We start from the raw sequence: 15,130 nt of genomic DNA, 5'->3' as shown, positions 1-15,130 counted from the left end.
TCTTCCAATCTGTGAACTACCCGCCACTTAACGTCCTAATGGACTGTTTGAAGTGGTGGCTTCTCGGTTAGTCGTTACTTTTGATAGCTAACGAATTTGTCCTAAGACAACCGAGCTAACCCCCTCGTTCCAAGGGTTATTTTATTGCTATCTATGCCAACGCTAATAGGCGTATTGCTTCATTTTTGATATTGATAGCTGCGTTATAATCTCTATCAAGATTTACACCACATATACAAGAATATACTCGCTCAGACAATGACATGTTTTTCACATTTCCACAACTGCTACATGTTTTTGTGGAAGGAAACCATTTGTCTATTTTCATAAGTTGTTTGCCTTGTTCGTGTAGTTTATAAGCTAAAAAAGAAGTGAACATACCCCAAGCATTATCAGCGACGCTTTTTCCAAAATGAAGTGCTTGCGACATGCCTTTCATATTTAGATCTTCAATAGCTACAACATCAAAATGAGTAGCTAACTCTTTAGACTTATGATGAAGGAAGTTCTTACGTTGGTTCGCTACTTTTTCATGTAACTTAGCTACACGGATACGTTGTTTATTCCAACGAATAGAACCTTTTGTTCTTCTTGATAATACTCGTTGTGCCTTTGCTAATCGGTCTAACATTTCACGATAGAACTTAGGATAATTGGCTCTCTCATCCTCAGAACTAACGTATAATCGATCCATCGCAAAGTCTAATCCAACAACTGTTTCTACTTCATTTTGTACAATCTCTTTTTCGTATTCAGTCAAGATAGACACATAGTATTTACCAGTAGGTGTCATAGAAATCGTACATGACTTGATTACATGGTCTTGTGGTATTTCTCTATGCTGCTTGATACGTACCATTTTCAGTTTTGGCAATTTAATATGACCGTTAAGCAACATAATATTTCCGTTCACTACATTCGTTGTATAAGACTTTCTGTCTTTTTTGCTTTTGAATGTTGGGAAGTCATTTTGACCACGAAAGAAATTCTTATAGGCAGTTTGCAAGTTTAGTTGAGCATTTGCCAGTGCTAATGAATCAACTTCTTTTAACCACTCAAATTCTGCTTTGTATTTCGCAGGAGTGGGAAGCTTTTGTTTCTTTAGTTGTTCCTTATCATCTTTGTGTTTTTCATACGCTTCTTTCCGTTCGGCTAACATTCTGTTATACACGAAACGTACACAACCGAAGGTTTTACGCATAAGATGTGCTTGGTCTCCTGTTGGATACAAACGGAATTTATATGCTTTATTATGCTTTGTCATATCATTTCACCTCACTTTTCACTTTGATTTTCAATATATTTTTTTACTACGTCTATTGATGAACCACCAGTAGTTAGTAAGCAAAAACCTCTTGACCAAAACATCTCTTTCAATAGTTTCATACTACTTAATTAGTAGTATGAAACTATTTTTATATTAATCATAAAAAAACAGTTTATTCTTATTCAAAACTTACACCTTCACTCGATCACTCAACCATTCGCTAATCATTCATTCTAAAATAGTAATATGATTGACCGGTGATTAATTGACTGATTACAATTAGGTTTAATGCAATGAAATCAACCGTTCAATCACCACTCAACCTACATACGAAATAACAGTATTTACACACGAGTGACTGGTGATTAGTTGGGTGATTTAAGGTGTGGATAATGAAAAATGTGCCATTAATGCGCTTTATCGATGATATTTTGTTAATTGAGCGACAATCAGGCGGTTGATCAGAGGCTGTTTAAGTTGTTCTTACTTATTGTGAATTGACTTTTGATTGAGCGGTGCTCAACGAGGTGTTTGAGTGGTGGTTATTTATACATAGTCATTTAGCAAAGGTCATACTTTTGAAAAAATCACCTTGCAACCATGGGAAAAACTATATATGATGTAGTTACTTTATATTTTTGTATTTTTTTAGATACAAATTTATTAATAATAAAATATTTATATAATAAAAAATAAAATATAAAAAAGCAAAAAAAGGTTCATCAGCCCAATGAAATAGCGCCAACTACTTCATTGTGGTACACCGCACAAAAATCCCAAAAGAAATTTTCAATCGACCGCGGTAAACAAAGCCAATAAACCTTTTTATTTTGCATGAAATTATAAGATAATTTTACTGTATCTTATGTATTTGTGCAACTTAAAAAGGGGATTTCTTGCGTAATTTTAGGCATTGTTTACCGTTGTTATACAAGTATTACTCTTTTAAGAGAGTAGTATTTTTGTATCCGTGGTATGACAGTGCCTTTTTCTGCTCTTTCGAAAGGAGTTAGCAACATTATGCATACGCAAATGGCTTTTTCCCAACAGAACTTTAAAGTTCATGGGGTTAAATTTTTTGATGGACTATTAAACATCGTAAAACTAGAAAATGAAAGAAAAGAGTTACCATCTTCAGCTTTAGCTACTTACATCTTGCTTCACTTTGAATGCAATGATATAGGAATGCTACCACGTGAATTTCAAATAATGGATCTTGCTAAGAAAAGTGGGATTCCCTACACAACAATTTATACAGGGTTTCAAGTTTGTTTGGAGCGTAGACTCGTAAAAGAAACACCTGTTGGAAATCGTACTGTATATGAAATTGTAGATTATGCGTTGTATAACCACACTACTGCAGAAACTGCAAAGATGACAGGCATATCGCTATCGTATTTCCGTATTCCATTTCACCTAATTCAAACAACGATAATGAGTAGTCTAGTAAAGGCTCGTGATAATAGAGGGATTATATTCCTTTTAGATTTAATCAATACTTTTTCAAGAAAAGTAGGTATGGAACATTATAAACATAAAATTGAGGAGTTTCAGATTACAAGAAAGATGTCTTCCTTAAAAAGGAGATTAAATCGTAATGCAAAGAAAGTAAGACACTACATAGAAATTATTAACCCCATCGTGCAATTTACTGCAATCGATTCTAAAGAGAAGAAATCTAATGAAACAAGAATTACTAGTGCAAGGAAACAGGTAAAACAAATCATCATTGAGAAGTTCAACGTTGTATTTTCTTCAAACTGCGTAATTGAGAATGATAAAAAAGAATTACATAGACCAGTAGCGAAGTGCAGAAAAGAAGCGGTGTCTCGTTTGAAACATATGGGACAGGTGTTACGTAAAAAAGATAAAGAAAATATAATGACTGCATTTAGACAAGAAATTGTTGATATCGCAATCTATTTACCGACGAAACAAAAACAAAGTGAATTATTAATTTACGCAATGACTTATGCATTAGATCAAGTGGAAAGTTGTTTGAAAGAGCAAGAAATATTCTCTATTCCAGCATTTATGCGTGTAAAGTTTAGAGAGTCCTGGATAGGTTTTAAGGAAAAAAACTTGTCTACAGGGGAAAAACACGATGCAATGATAAATTATCATAAGAAGAATGGTGTTTATCCGGAATTTATGTGATTTTAAAAAAATATATATGGAAACCCTTGTTAAAAAGTTACTTAAAAGCAAGGGTTATTTGGCATGTTCTTTAATTTGAAGACATGCTTTTTTATTTAGGAAAATATATCTATTAGCATTTTTACGGAAGCATATAATTGATTTACGTTATGTTTGGTTACGACTCAGTATGTTCATAATTCGATTCAATACTTGTGGTTATCTTAGTAATATGATTCTAACCTTGTGAATTCTTAGTAATATGGTATTTAACTTCTTAATTTGTGATTTCTATGATGTAGAGCTTGTATGTAATGGGGATATTACGATAGTGAATTTAGCTTAATATCCAGGAACGTATGTAATACAAGGCTTTAGAGGTGTTTGCTGAATCTCTTTATAATTAATGATTGAGTTTAGTTATATATATTTCTTGTTGTTTTTATATAAAATACTTGGATTATTTATATTTAATTACTTGTATTTTTTTAAATTAAATACATAGAAAAATAGAAAGAAGGAATAAATATAAGTTTACAAGGAGGTAATTAATCTATTGACTTTTAAAATTCATAGAGGTATTCTTATACGTGAACTACAATTAATTAAGAGAAATATACAAATTAATAGATTTAATTTCTAGCTAAACGGACACACCGAAGGCACATAACCTGCCATCGGTGTGTCTTTTTTTTGTATAAATAACAATAAAAAGGGAGAATTTGAAGCTATGAACGAAATTGTGAACATGAGTAAAGAACGATTTACAAAGTATTGTGAGGAGAATGCAGCATTTGAAGAGGATATTAGTCGCATTATTAATCACTACTTTTTATTACTAGGGAATAAGGCAAATATCTTACAGGAAAGAGAATTTAATAACGAAATTGAAGAAAAAACGTTTAAAAATAATGTGAAACGTTTTGAAACTCTATTCCCTGCAGCTGTTAAAAATGCATTTTTAAAAGGATATCAATTATGCCTTGAGTTTATAAATCATCCTGAAACGCAAATTCCTGAGAATCTATATACTGATCCGAATTTTATAAAAGATATTCCTTTTGCCTTAGCAAATGCATCTGAATATGAATTGTACGAAATCATTCGTACAGATGAAACACAGGAATTTAGTGTATTTGCTATACGAACATATGAAGGGATTCGTCCATTGTTAGAACAAGTATTTTGCGAAGTTGCATTCACTGGTGCTGAATATGCTTTTGAACATGAGCGAATGGAAAAAGGACTTGAATTAAAGAAAGGTAATAGTACCTCGTTAACCAAAGTTCCTGTAGATCGTCTTTTCGCGATTACGCCTTCTGTTAATGGAGTTGTTGTACATGCGGAAGAACATTGCGAGATTTGGAATTTAAATTGGAATAGCAAAGTAACAATTAATGATCCTTTTATTGAGCTTGCTGAGGTTACGTTTATTCATCAAACAAAAGATATGATTCAAAAAAATATTGAAGATGGTGTTTTATACTACAGCATTCTTTATCTTGGTACACCTTTACATGAGATACAAGATCGATTAGAAATACGAGTAAAGCTAAATTCTGATTTTGGAGCTCCACGTACAATGGAACAAGTTGAAATTGAGTATATTTTGAATGAGATTATTGGGAAGGTTCATCTTGAGGCACAAATTCCAATTGAAAACATGATTTTAATCCAACGTTAGATTTTGTAGGAGGTTAACTATGGTGAAAAAAATCGTTTTAGCTATTAGTGATACTGTATATACGGCATATTTACGTGAGGATTTTATTGGTGCGGGATTTGAAGTAGCTGATAGTGATGTGATGCATATCAAGTATCTAGATGAAATTCTAGATACAGAACAGCCCGATATTCTATGTATTAATGACAAACGATTAAATATTGATGCGGGACATGAAGAGAAACGTGAATTGATTATCTTACAGAAACTAAGAGATATTCGCTTTAATCGAGATATTCGTATTGTGGTATTTACAGAGCGTGAAAATGATGATGAGTTTTTGGCGAAACTGATTTATCTAGGTATCTATGACATTTTTAACTCTCGTAGAATTGATATTGATAATAAAGTTATCCCGCAGCTGCTACAGGAGTCGGATATTAAAAATGTAGCAGAAATTGTAGGCGCAAGTCAGGCACCACAACAAACAAAGTTGTCCGAAGTTCCTGTTGATGAGGAAGAAGAGGAAGTATCAAGTAAATTAGAGAAAAGCGGCAACAGTGGAACTTCCTCTAGTTCCAATAAACTATTTAAAAACAAACAAAAGCGTAAGTCTGTTCCAGATGAGACTCCCCAAGCACCTATTATAAAAAAACAATATAAATTGGCTTTTGAGCCGGTATATGAAAAACAAATAGGTATTGCTATTCCGAGAAGAACAATTGTTGTGGCCAGCATGAACAGAAGAAGTGGTGCAACTTTTGTTTCTCATCTTTTATCTGCTTATTTAAATGAACTACAGATTGATGTGAATTATATAGAGAATCTATATGATGATGGCTACACGTATCCGTTATTAAAGGGATATACGGAAGCACCAGAAAACTATCGTAGTGAATTTATGTTGCAACGGTATAAAGAGATGTTACAGAAGGAATCTGATATATTATCAATTCCAAAATGGAAGCAAGGAAGAGTAAATTATATCGTAAAGAATCCTATAGTGGACCAAGAGCTGAAAAACGAAACAGAGCAGGACTTTGACCATTTTATTAAGGTATTATTGGCTAACCAAGAAGCGCCTATATCTATTATTGATGCGGGGTACGATTGGGATAAAGATTTATACCATGAAATATGCGAAATGGCAGATTATATCTTCTTTGTAGCAGAACCAGATCTGCATCAATTGCTAAAGATAGCACATCCTCTTACACAAAAGGAGAGAAAGCTTGTTTCATACTTAGCTTTAGAGAAAACGAGGATCATTGGGAATAAATTTTCTCCTGCACTTTTAAAGCATGAAGTAGTAGAAGAATGTTTTGGAGATAAGTTATTAACTGCTTTATCACCATATGTGATAGAAGATGTATTTGAATCACAATTAAATAGTAATACGTTACTATCTAGTCGGAACTATTATAAAGAGCTTGAAGGAATAATGAAGGAAATAGCAGAGTTATTGCTGCCAAACCAATTGTTGAATCAAAAGAAAAGTTCCATTTTAAGTGGATTTCGATTTCGGAAGTCTGAAAATTAAGGAGGGGTGAAGAAAGATGCAAAAATTTATAATAGGGGCCGCCTCACTATTATTATTTGTTGGTTGTCTATTTTTAATGACAGATATGATCATTGGAGATACAACACACACAGATAATAAGTCTGCATCAGAACGTGCTGGAAGTACAGCGATGGATAAAGCTGTAAAAGTAGGTGTTTTACGAGCGCAAGAAGAAATTGCTATTGAACCAGATATCGCAAAGAAAGAATTTGAAAAGTCTTATAAACAAAATGCAACATTTAAGGATCCTGCATCAAAACGAGAGTTTTCTATACATGCTGTACAAGAGCAACCTGCAATGATTGCGGTTGAAGGAGAGGCGGAAGCTGCTAGTTATACTAAACAATTTGATGAAAAGAAAGGCAACATTAAGAGTAACGCAAAACACATATTTATTTATGAAGCAGATTCTGACAACAAGAAAGCTGGAGGAAACGTGAAATAAATAAGAAAAAGTAGGTGTGTAAGTAATGCAAAATACAGTAACAACAGCGCTTTTTCTAACGCTTTCTTTATTATTAATAACTCTTATACCAGAAGGTGTACTGTATGGAATGCAGTTAGTAAAGGCACATGATTTTGCTTCTAGTACAGTAGAGTTAGCAGAACAAACAGGTGGTTTTCAGTACACATATGAAGGAAAAAACGTAAATCTAATTCCTGATATAGAGAAGAAAATGAAAGAGCAGAATATGGATGGATGGAAATATGAATATACTAAAGGGCGCGTAGATCATAATCAGCCATTAAATTTTAAGATAAAAGCTGAACATCACTTCTTTATTTTTAAAATGATAGGGATTGATAGTGTAAAAGCACCGATATGGGCTAACAAAGATGGAATGGGACAAATCTATTTCCGTTGAAAATCTCAATATGTATAAAAAGAGGTAAAAACTATACTGAAAAGTGTAGTTTTTTTACTAGAAATAAATATTTATAAATAAATATATAAAAATACTTTACAAGCCTATTTCTATATGGTAATATTTTCCATATAGAACAGCGGTTATAAAAAAACGCTAATTAATAAATTTATATGTTAAAGTATCTGGATTTTATATTTAAATTCGGTACAATAAAGGAATCTATAAAAAAACTAATATACTTGGAGGAACAAACAATGGCTAACAAATTTTTAAAAACAGCAACAGCATTAACAATTATGGGTACATCATTACTAGGAGCAGGAGCATTTACTGCTAAGGCTGATAGCACAGACTCATTAAAATTCAATGATGTTCCAGCAAATCACTGGTCTACAAAAGCAATTTATGATTTAACAAACCGTAAAGTAGTGCAAGGGTACGGAAATAATATCTTTGGCTTTGGTGACAATGTAACTCGTGGGCAAGTTGCTCGTATGATTTATATGTACGTAAAACCAGCAGATGCAGATGCTAGCTTCAAAAATCCATTTACTGATATCAGAGGACATATGTTTGAAAAAGAAATCAGAGCACTTGCTAAAGCAGGTCTGGTAAGTGGTTATGGTGAAGGGAAATATGGTCCAGATGATGTCTTAACTCGTGAACAAATGGCGCAAGTACTTACAAATGCTTTCAAGTTCAAATCTACTAAGACAACATCCTTTACTGACATTGATAAAAACTCATGGGCATTAAAAGCAATTAGTGCATTAGAAGAAAATGGCGTTACTATTGGTACAGGAGGTAAATTGTATTCACCATATGCACATGTAACTCGTGAACAATATAGTCAGTTCTTATATAACTCTATTAATGCAGTTGAAAAAGAAACAAAACCAGAAGTGAAGCCAGATCCAAAGCCTGAAACGAAACCAGAGGAAAAACCAGAAGTGAAGCCAGATCCAAAGCCTGAAACAAAACCGGAAGAAAAACCAGAAGTGAAGCCAGATCCAAAACCTGAAACAAAACCAGAAGAAAAACCAGAAGTGAAGCCAGATCCAAAGCCTGAAACAAAACCGGAAGAAAAACCAGAAGTGAAACCAGATCCAAAACCTGAAACAAAACCAGAGGAAAAACCAGAAGTGAAGCCAGATCCAAAACCTGAAACAAAACCAGAAGAAAAACCAGAAGAAAAACCAGATACAAATTTACCATCAAGTATAGATAAAGGCTTAGTTACAGAGGAAGTTACGTATAATCCAAACGCTATGAAAAACCCGATTGCTCAAAAATCCATTTCTACAGAAGCGCAAAATCTTATTAAGAGTGTGAATAGTAAATATGGTACTAACCTTAAGTATGCAGATATAAATGGAACAATTAGACTGGTTGATAAAAATATGTACTTACCAGCAGGTACAATTGGTGCACAAGTTTATATTGATGCGGTAAGTGAAAATGATTTTAAAATTATTTTCCTAGATAATAACGAAGCAACTATTGAGTTAGCTAAAAAGTGGACTACTATGTTAAATTCAGATTTAGTTCTAGATAAAGAAATTCAGGAAACTGTAGATGCTCAAGAAATTAATAACTATGAAAAAGGAAATTATAAAGTTCGTGTAGGGCACTCTACAGCTGATCATATGATGTACATTCAAGTGCGTGTATAATATTATTGCATTTTAAAGCTATATTTGATACATTTAAAGATGTAATATAATAATTAACGAATATACAATTTATTTACGTAAAGGACACACCTTACGTACCTACCAAGGTACGGGTGTGTCCTTTTTTTATGTTAAAAGGAGTGAGGTTATGAGACTGCGAAAAAATATACTATTAACGTGTGTTTCGGTGATGTTGGTATGGCCATCAGTAGCAAGTGCAAATAATGGGGATATTCCATTTTATAATGGGAATGAAGACACGTCTTTAAAATCACCTGAATTACAATTGAATGGGAAGCTACTTAGACCAGGAAGTGGTTATAAAACAAAAGAGTTCGATTATAAAGCGGATTTACATTTTCCTGCTGTTTATAATGGTTCTTTTAATTGGGGGAATTCAAGGGAAAACCTTATCCAAAATGAAGACCATTCAGACCCTTATGTGCGTATATCAAATGACGGCTACATTAACCCTTCAGTTGTAGTGGGAGATAGAATGGTAACCGAAATAGAGAGAATTACAAACGATATAATTGCAAGTAAATATTGGGGTAACCCTGAATTCGTTTTAAGAAATTTAATTCCGCATAGGATTAAAAATGGGTTTTCAGATAAATCTTATGGAGAGTTCTATTGGATTAGAGACATTGCTTATCTTTCTGGCGGATATGCAGGGGCTGGTGGTGTAAATGACGTGAATAGGTATAGCTTGTGGTATGTACGCACAAGTAAACCTCAAATAAAAGATTTTAAAGCTACGAGTGGGAAAAAAGATATACCCGTAAAATTTACATTTAACGGTTTTGAATATGTAAGTAAAAATAAAGGATACAATGACCGAGATCCTAACGGAACAACAATAAACCCTTATCAAAAAGCTGCTGGAGAACGGAATCGAGTTAAATGGATGTTAGATATTACAAAAGATGCCGAAACCGTGTATCATCAAGAAAATTATCTGCGTTCAACTCCGCAAAAAGATAATCAAAAACCAAATGAAGGTGATGCAGGGCAATTTAAGTCAGAAGAACTAAAGTGGCAGCCACAAATGTGTGGCCGATATACTGCGAAAATTAAAGTCATTGATGCTGTTCAAAGGGAATCAAATGAGAAAACTGTTGATTTCACCATAAATGGTAACTGTGGTACAGAAGTAACACCTAATCCAGATCCAGGTGCTGAAGATGATTTTAAATATAAAATCGATTTCTCTGCTGACCGAATAGAAGGAGAAACAGCAAGAGAAGGAAAGAATATAAAAACAAGAATAGATGTATCACGTGATAATTTTAAACCAGAACGTGACCAATATAGAGCAAAGGTAAATAACAATATTAATAAGTCCGAGCAAGCGGTAAATAGTTCTGAATCCGATAGAGATAGTGCGCAGTCTAGTCTTAGTTATTGCCGTCGTAATCCAATTCATGAGGTAGATGCAGAAGGGAACCATCACTATTACGATAGAGACTGCTCTTGGGAAGAAAATAGACTGGATAGTGCAGCAAGTAAGTTAGATACAGCAATGCAGAAATTAGAAAAAGAGAAAAATAAAATTAAAAAGTTAGATGCGCTAGAAGCAAAATATGCAAATCCTGAAACAGTAGTCGTGCTCAAGCATAACGGACAACAAGTAGCATCACAAAAGGTAAGGTTAACTGAGGGAGAAAAGAAAACTTTGAACCTTGGCTGGCAACATAAGGGGAAAGGAACAATTCAGGCAGAAATTAACCCTGCTGGTAATCGTCTAGATATAGAAGAAACCACATACAAAAATAATCCTATTAAAACAGCTATCTATGCACCATCTCATGAAAAAGGGATGTGCGGAGTAACTAGTGTAAAAGGTGTGGTAGAAACAGTAAGTGAACGTGTATCTAAAGATGATACAGTTGGAGAGATGTTCTATGAAACATTAAGTGGAAATATTGATAATTTAGCACCATCTAAGCTTCATGCTGGGTATGGTTTTTCTTATGAAGTAAACGGAAAATACAAAAATGATTGGAATGCTAATTATCCAGGTGTATTTACAAAAGCAACGGCACAATATCCTTTTGCTGATGAAGGATTAAAATCTACACAAGAATTAGACATTGTTTCTAATACTGGTTTAACATCAAAATTCTTACCTAAAAATATGTATTTGTCTGAAATAACGGGACATGTCTTTGATAGTAAAAGACCAACTAAGTCTTTATATTGGGATGGACAAGAGAAAATTATTGATGGTGGACAAAAATGGTATGCACCATTAAAGACGAAAGATGGAAAGTATTCATTCAATGTTGAGACAAATCCAGCAGGTGTGAATGAAATGAGCTTGTGCCTGACAAATGACGTGGAAATTCAAGGTGTCGCGTATGATGACTTTAAGAAGAGAAGGGTGCTTGCAGACCTTCCATTCCCTGTACAAACACCTGGATGGAACTGGGTTGGAAAAGAACACATAATTACAGACTTATCAAACTGGTACTACATGAAGAATAAAAATTAGTTTAAAAGTATTATATAATTAGTGGAATCGATAAAAGTATATAATCCTTCTTAAACTAGTAGCTGAATGGATAAACCAAAGGCACATCCCTTAATGGGGTGTGCCTTTTTTCATAGAAAGGGGAAATTTGAGTGGATAAAAAGAAAAAGCAGCGTGTGAGACGAGTGATTTTTCTTGGAGTAATCGCAATGATTGTATCGTTATATATTGGAAATGAATTTCAAGATCGAAATGGGACAAGTTATGCTCCTGCAAGATATTTTGAGACGGGAACAAAGCTTGTTTCATTCTAAAAGTCTAATAAATAATAAAAACAAAAAAGAGACAGCAGTTATTTAATGCTGTCTCTTTTTAAGGGAATGGGATCAGGAGAAATTACCTATCCCTTTCTTTTTGAAGATGGATTTTAAATCCCATGCAAACTCTTTCTTTTCAGTACCTGTTGAACCCAAAATTCCTTTATAGTAGAATCTATCGGCATCTTCTGTTTTATCAAAATTATAAATATAAGCACGCGTTTTAGATTCTCCAGGCTTTAATTTAACATCTCCAGTTTCAAATGCCTCTCTCACCGGAAATCCTGATAAGTTTTTATCATTCAATCTAAAATCAGTAAATGGAGCTTCTTTCTCTATATTCCCTTTATTTGTAGCTGTAAAACTAATAATAACAAGATAATCTTTAGCAGGTCTAAGTGTCATATTAAAATCAGGAGAGGGATTGTATTTATATTCCAGTGACTTTTCAACATCTGAAATTTGAAATTCGATATCTTCCATAGTTATGGATTTATTGTATTTTATCATTTTATAAGACTCATTATTTTGATTGCTTTCTTTACTTTCCGGTCCACTTTGAGTTTCCTTCTTTTGAGTTGTTTCATTATCATTTGAACACCCAGAAATTAACATTAAAATCATTGATATTAGAACAATAAAAACATTTTTCCGCAAATTAATATCCTACTTTCTTTATATATGGTTATTTGTATTATAACTATATAAAATTCGATTTACAATGTATATTAAAATGGAATGAATAATGGAGAATAGAATACATGACATGTACAATAGTTGATGTTATAATAAGTGTAGAAGTATTATAACAATAGTTTTTGCATAAACTAAAGAAGACGAGATGCTCCAACATCTCGCCTTATGTAACTGTTACCGCAAGGTGGCTAGTTGCTAAAAAAGTTTATTTTTTCTTAGAACCGCCCTTCACACACGCTTGCAGGCATTGTGGGTGGTTCTTTTCGTTTTTCGTCGCTTTTTTTGTGATTTCTTCCAAGACGTTGATAGGTATTTACCTACTCGTTTTGCAAAAAACACAGCGACTTCTCTAGCAATTACTTTTAAAATTTCAATTGCTATTATGAAAAGTATTTCCATGCGATCACCTCCTTTCTCCATAAAATGAAAGAGAAAGGATAGCAACCAACCACCCTGAAATATTCAGTTACGTTATATTAATTATACCATATTTACGGGTGGGTTAATAGCTCAAAAACCTTGATATGACAATGTTTTTAAGGGTTTTTGAGTTTTGAAATCAGAGGTTTGAAATGGTAAAAATAATATTTTTTTTAGAAATGATTGACATATAACTCTATATATCATAATATTGAAATTGTAATATTAAAGAAACTAAATCCAACATTTTCATATAGACTTTAGATTAGCTAAAAGGACACACCTAAGGCGCATTATGCCATAGGTGTGTCCTTTTTTTGCGTTTAAAGGCTACATAAGGAGGAATACAAACATTGAAGCCATCTAAGTTTCAAAAGAAGCAGATTGTTGCGGTAGGTCTAGCCGCTGCAACAGTAGCGGGTATCTATGGATACAATCATTTCGCAGTAGAAAATGCTGTAAAGCCAACAAAGATTGTTGTAGCCGCAAAGGATATACCTGCGCATACAGAAATTAAAGAAGACATGCTAGTGGAACGAACTTTACCTGGTGATGCGATTCCCCCAAATGCATTACGTGTAAATAAAAAAGAGATTGTAGGTAAGTGGACAAATGATGGGCAGCCCATTACAGAAAATAGCTATCTCTTTAAAAATAAAGTAGTAAAGAAAAAGGAGTTACCAGACTCTGCTATTTTAAATTTGAAAGATGGAGAAGTTGCTTTCCCGTTACTCGTTGATTTGGAAACAAGTTCAGGGAATAGTATTATCCCAAATACGTATGTGGACTTGTATTTCAAACAAGTTGTGAAAGAAGGAGACAATGAGAAAGTTGTCTTTGGTGGTCTGTTCCAACGTGTACGTGTGACGGCTGCAAAAGATAGCAATACAGAAGATGCATTTGTGCTAGAAAAGAAAGAATCAAAAGAGGAACAAGAAGGAAAACAAAAGCCTAAAGTAACGCGATTATACACACTGGCTGTTTCCCCTGAACAACTTCAATACTTAAATCGTGCAAAAACACTTGGAGATGTCATTCCTGTTGCAGTTGGACAAAAGGTGGAGCAAACAGGGAAAGAATTAGAACCAGCTGAAGGATTCTCACAAATATCTGATCAAAAGAACATTTTAGACTATGTAGAGAAGCATTCGACTAATCCAATTTCTAAAAATGTAAAAGAGTATGTAGCACAGTATCTGAATGAATCTAAGTAAGAAAGGGGTTATTAAGATGGAGCGGCAAGCAAGAATCATTGCCTTTTATGCAACAAACGAAAATGTAGGAAAAAGCACATTAAGTATTGCGATGGCAAATGAATTAGCTCATTTAGGGAAAAAGGTACTTTATGTTGAAGCAGACCAAGTAAGACCAAGCTTTGCAGTTGGAACTGGACTTAGCCACGATAGTAAAAACATCTTAGAGCTTGTAAGAAAAGAAAATGAATACAATCTCTCACAGTATATTTGTACCAAGCAAGATTTATTAGAGAAAAAAGTGAATCCAAGGTTGATGCAAAAATTGCACGATAAGATGGATTTTCTGGTGTTTCCATCAGGTTATAACTTAGCTCAATTCCCAGAGATTCAAAACAAAGAACTGTTTGTAACGACATTTATAGAATCACTTGTAGATACAGAATACGATTTTATTATTCTATCAGTACCAACTGAATTATCTGAGGTTCTGAGTTATCCAATCCTATACCAATCAGACCTTGTTGTTCATGTGTTAAACGGCAACCCTCGTGGTGCAATAGCAATTAAAAGAGAATTACAACTACTAGAAGAAGCAAAGCTAACATTGCCTCGTATGATTCATGTTTTAAATATGGGAGATGAGGATTATGTAGAAGATATTGAAAAGCTTTCTTCCCAAAAAATTGCGGTGACAATTCCGTATGACAGGGATCGTACGAGTTATGAATGGGGGATGCAGTTTGGTTCCCCGCAAATTAATACAAAGGTCCATCACATTATGGAAGCAGCTGGTCTTGATATTCCAACCCAGCATACATCCTCTATGAAAAAGGGTCTCTTTGGTTTACGAAATTAAAAG

Annotated in this window: 13 protein-coding genes and 1 pseudogene; 10 read left to right on the top strand and 4 right to left on the bottom strand. The window is 33.7% G+C overall.

Annotated features, from left to right (window positions below; genetic code table 11):
- Positions 1-151 precede the first annotated feature (151 nt).
- On the bottom strand, positions 152-1,264 hold the full coding sequence (locus tag KVT31_RS26095) for an RNA-guided endonuclease TnpB family protein (protein WP_000160678.1): 1,113 nt from the start codon (positions 1,262-1,264) through the stop codon (positions 152-154).
- An 11-nt stretch (positions 1,265-1,275) separates the two neighbouring features.
- Positions 1,276-1,383, bottom strand: a pseudogene (locus tag KVT31_RS26090) (transposase); the annotation flags it as partial.
- 904 nt (positions 1,384-2,287) lie between these two features.
- Between KVT31_RS26090 and KVT31_RS26085 the strand changes: the two are divergent.
- The 8 genes from KVT31_RS26085 (at position 2,288) to KVT31_RS26050 (ending at position 11,956) form a co-directional block, all read left to right on the top strand.
- The gene (locus tag KVT31_RS26085) at positions 2,288-3,424 is read left to right on the top strand and encodes a hypothetical protein (protein WP_046199611.1); all 1,137 of its coding nucleotides are present in this window, start codon (positions 2,288-2,290) and stop codon (positions 3,422-3,424) included.
- 709 nt (positions 3,425-4,133) lie between these two features.
- Positions 4,134-5,087 (top strand): hypothetical protein, encoded by a 954-nt coding sequence (locus KVT31_RS26080; RefSeq protein WP_001002941.1) that lies wholly within the window; start codon positions 4,134-4,136, stop codon positions 5,085-5,087.
- A gap of 19 nt (positions 5,088-5,106) precedes the next feature.
- On the top strand, positions 5,107-6,606 hold the full coding sequence (locus KVT31_RS26075) for a hypothetical protein (protein WP_046199610.1): 1,500 nt from the start codon (positions 5,107-5,109) through the stop codon (positions 6,604-6,606).
- Positions 6,607-6,622: 16 nt separating this feature from the next.
- Positions 6,623-7,072 (top strand): hypothetical protein, encoded by a 450-nt coding sequence (locus tag KVT31_RS26070; RefSeq protein ID WP_061536502.1) that lies wholly within the window; start codon positions 6,623-6,625, stop codon positions 7,070-7,072.
- A gap of 25 nt (positions 7,073-7,097) precedes the next feature.
- Entirely contained in the window at positions 7,098-7,493 is a 396-nt protein-coding gene (locus KVT31_RS26065; protein WP_001181745.1) for a DUF4320 family protein, read from the top strand.
- A gap of 257 nt (positions 7,494-7,750) precedes the next feature.
- A complete protein-coding gene (locus KVT31_RS26060; protein WP_061536501.1) occupies positions 7,751-9,169 on the top strand; it encodes an S-layer homology domain-containing protein in 1,419 nt (472 codons plus the stop codon).
- A gap of 148 nt (positions 9,170-9,317) precedes the next feature.
- On the top strand, positions 9,318-11,663 hold the full coding sequence (locus KVT31_RS26055) for a hypothetical protein (protein ID WP_046199596.1): 2,346 nt from the start codon (positions 9,318-9,320) through the stop codon (positions 11,661-11,663).
- A gap of 131 nt (positions 11,664-11,794) precedes the next feature.
- Complete coding sequence (locus tag KVT31_RS26050) at positions 11,795-11,956, top strand: hypothetical protein (RefSeq protein WP_046199595.1); 162 nt, start codon at positions 11,795-11,797, stop codon at positions 11,954-11,956.
- A gap of 72 nt (positions 11,957-12,028) precedes the next feature.
- Here the strand turns inward: KVT31_RS26050 and KVT31_RS26045 are convergent, their stop codons facing one another.
- Both KVT31_RS26045 and KVT31_RS26040 read right to left on the bottom strand, forming a co-directional pair.
- Positions 12,029-12,616, bottom strand: coding sequence for a hypothetical protein (locus KVT31_RS26045; protein ID WP_046199594.1), 588 nt, complete (start codon positions 12,614-12,616; stop codon positions 12,029-12,031).
- Positions 12,617-12,883: 267 nt separating this feature from the next.
- Complete coding sequence (locus KVT31_RS26040; protein ID WP_167316873.1) at positions 12,884-13,054, bottom strand: hypothetical protein; 171 nt, start codon at positions 13,052-13,054, stop codon at positions 12,884-12,886.
- Positions 13,055-13,428: 374 nt separating this feature from the next.
- On the opposite strand from KVT31_RS26040, the gene cpaB reads away from it, so the two are divergent.
- Complete coding sequence (cpaB, locus tag KVT31_RS26035; RefSeq protein ID WP_012552694.1) at positions 13,429-14,289, top strand: Flp pilus assembly protein CpaB; 861 nt, start codon at positions 13,429-13,431, stop codon at positions 14,287-14,289.
- Between the two features lie 16 nt (positions 14,290-14,305).
- Positions 14,306-15,127 (top strand): CpaE/TadZ family protein, encoded by an 822-nt coding sequence (locus tag KVT31_RS26030; protein ID WP_001996108.1) that lies wholly within the window; start codon positions 14,306-14,308, stop codon positions 15,125-15,127.
- Positions 15,128-15,130 lie beyond the last annotated feature (3 nt).

It is taken from the genome of Bacillus sp. GbtcB14 (assembly GCF_019091205.1).
Taxonomy (GTDB): domain Bacteria; phylum Bacillota; class Bacilli; order Bacillales; family Bacillaceae_G; genus Bacillus_A; species Bacillus_A cereus_AG.
Note: the sequence above shows the minus strand (reverse complement) of the source record. Positions and strands in the feature narration are given on the sequence as shown.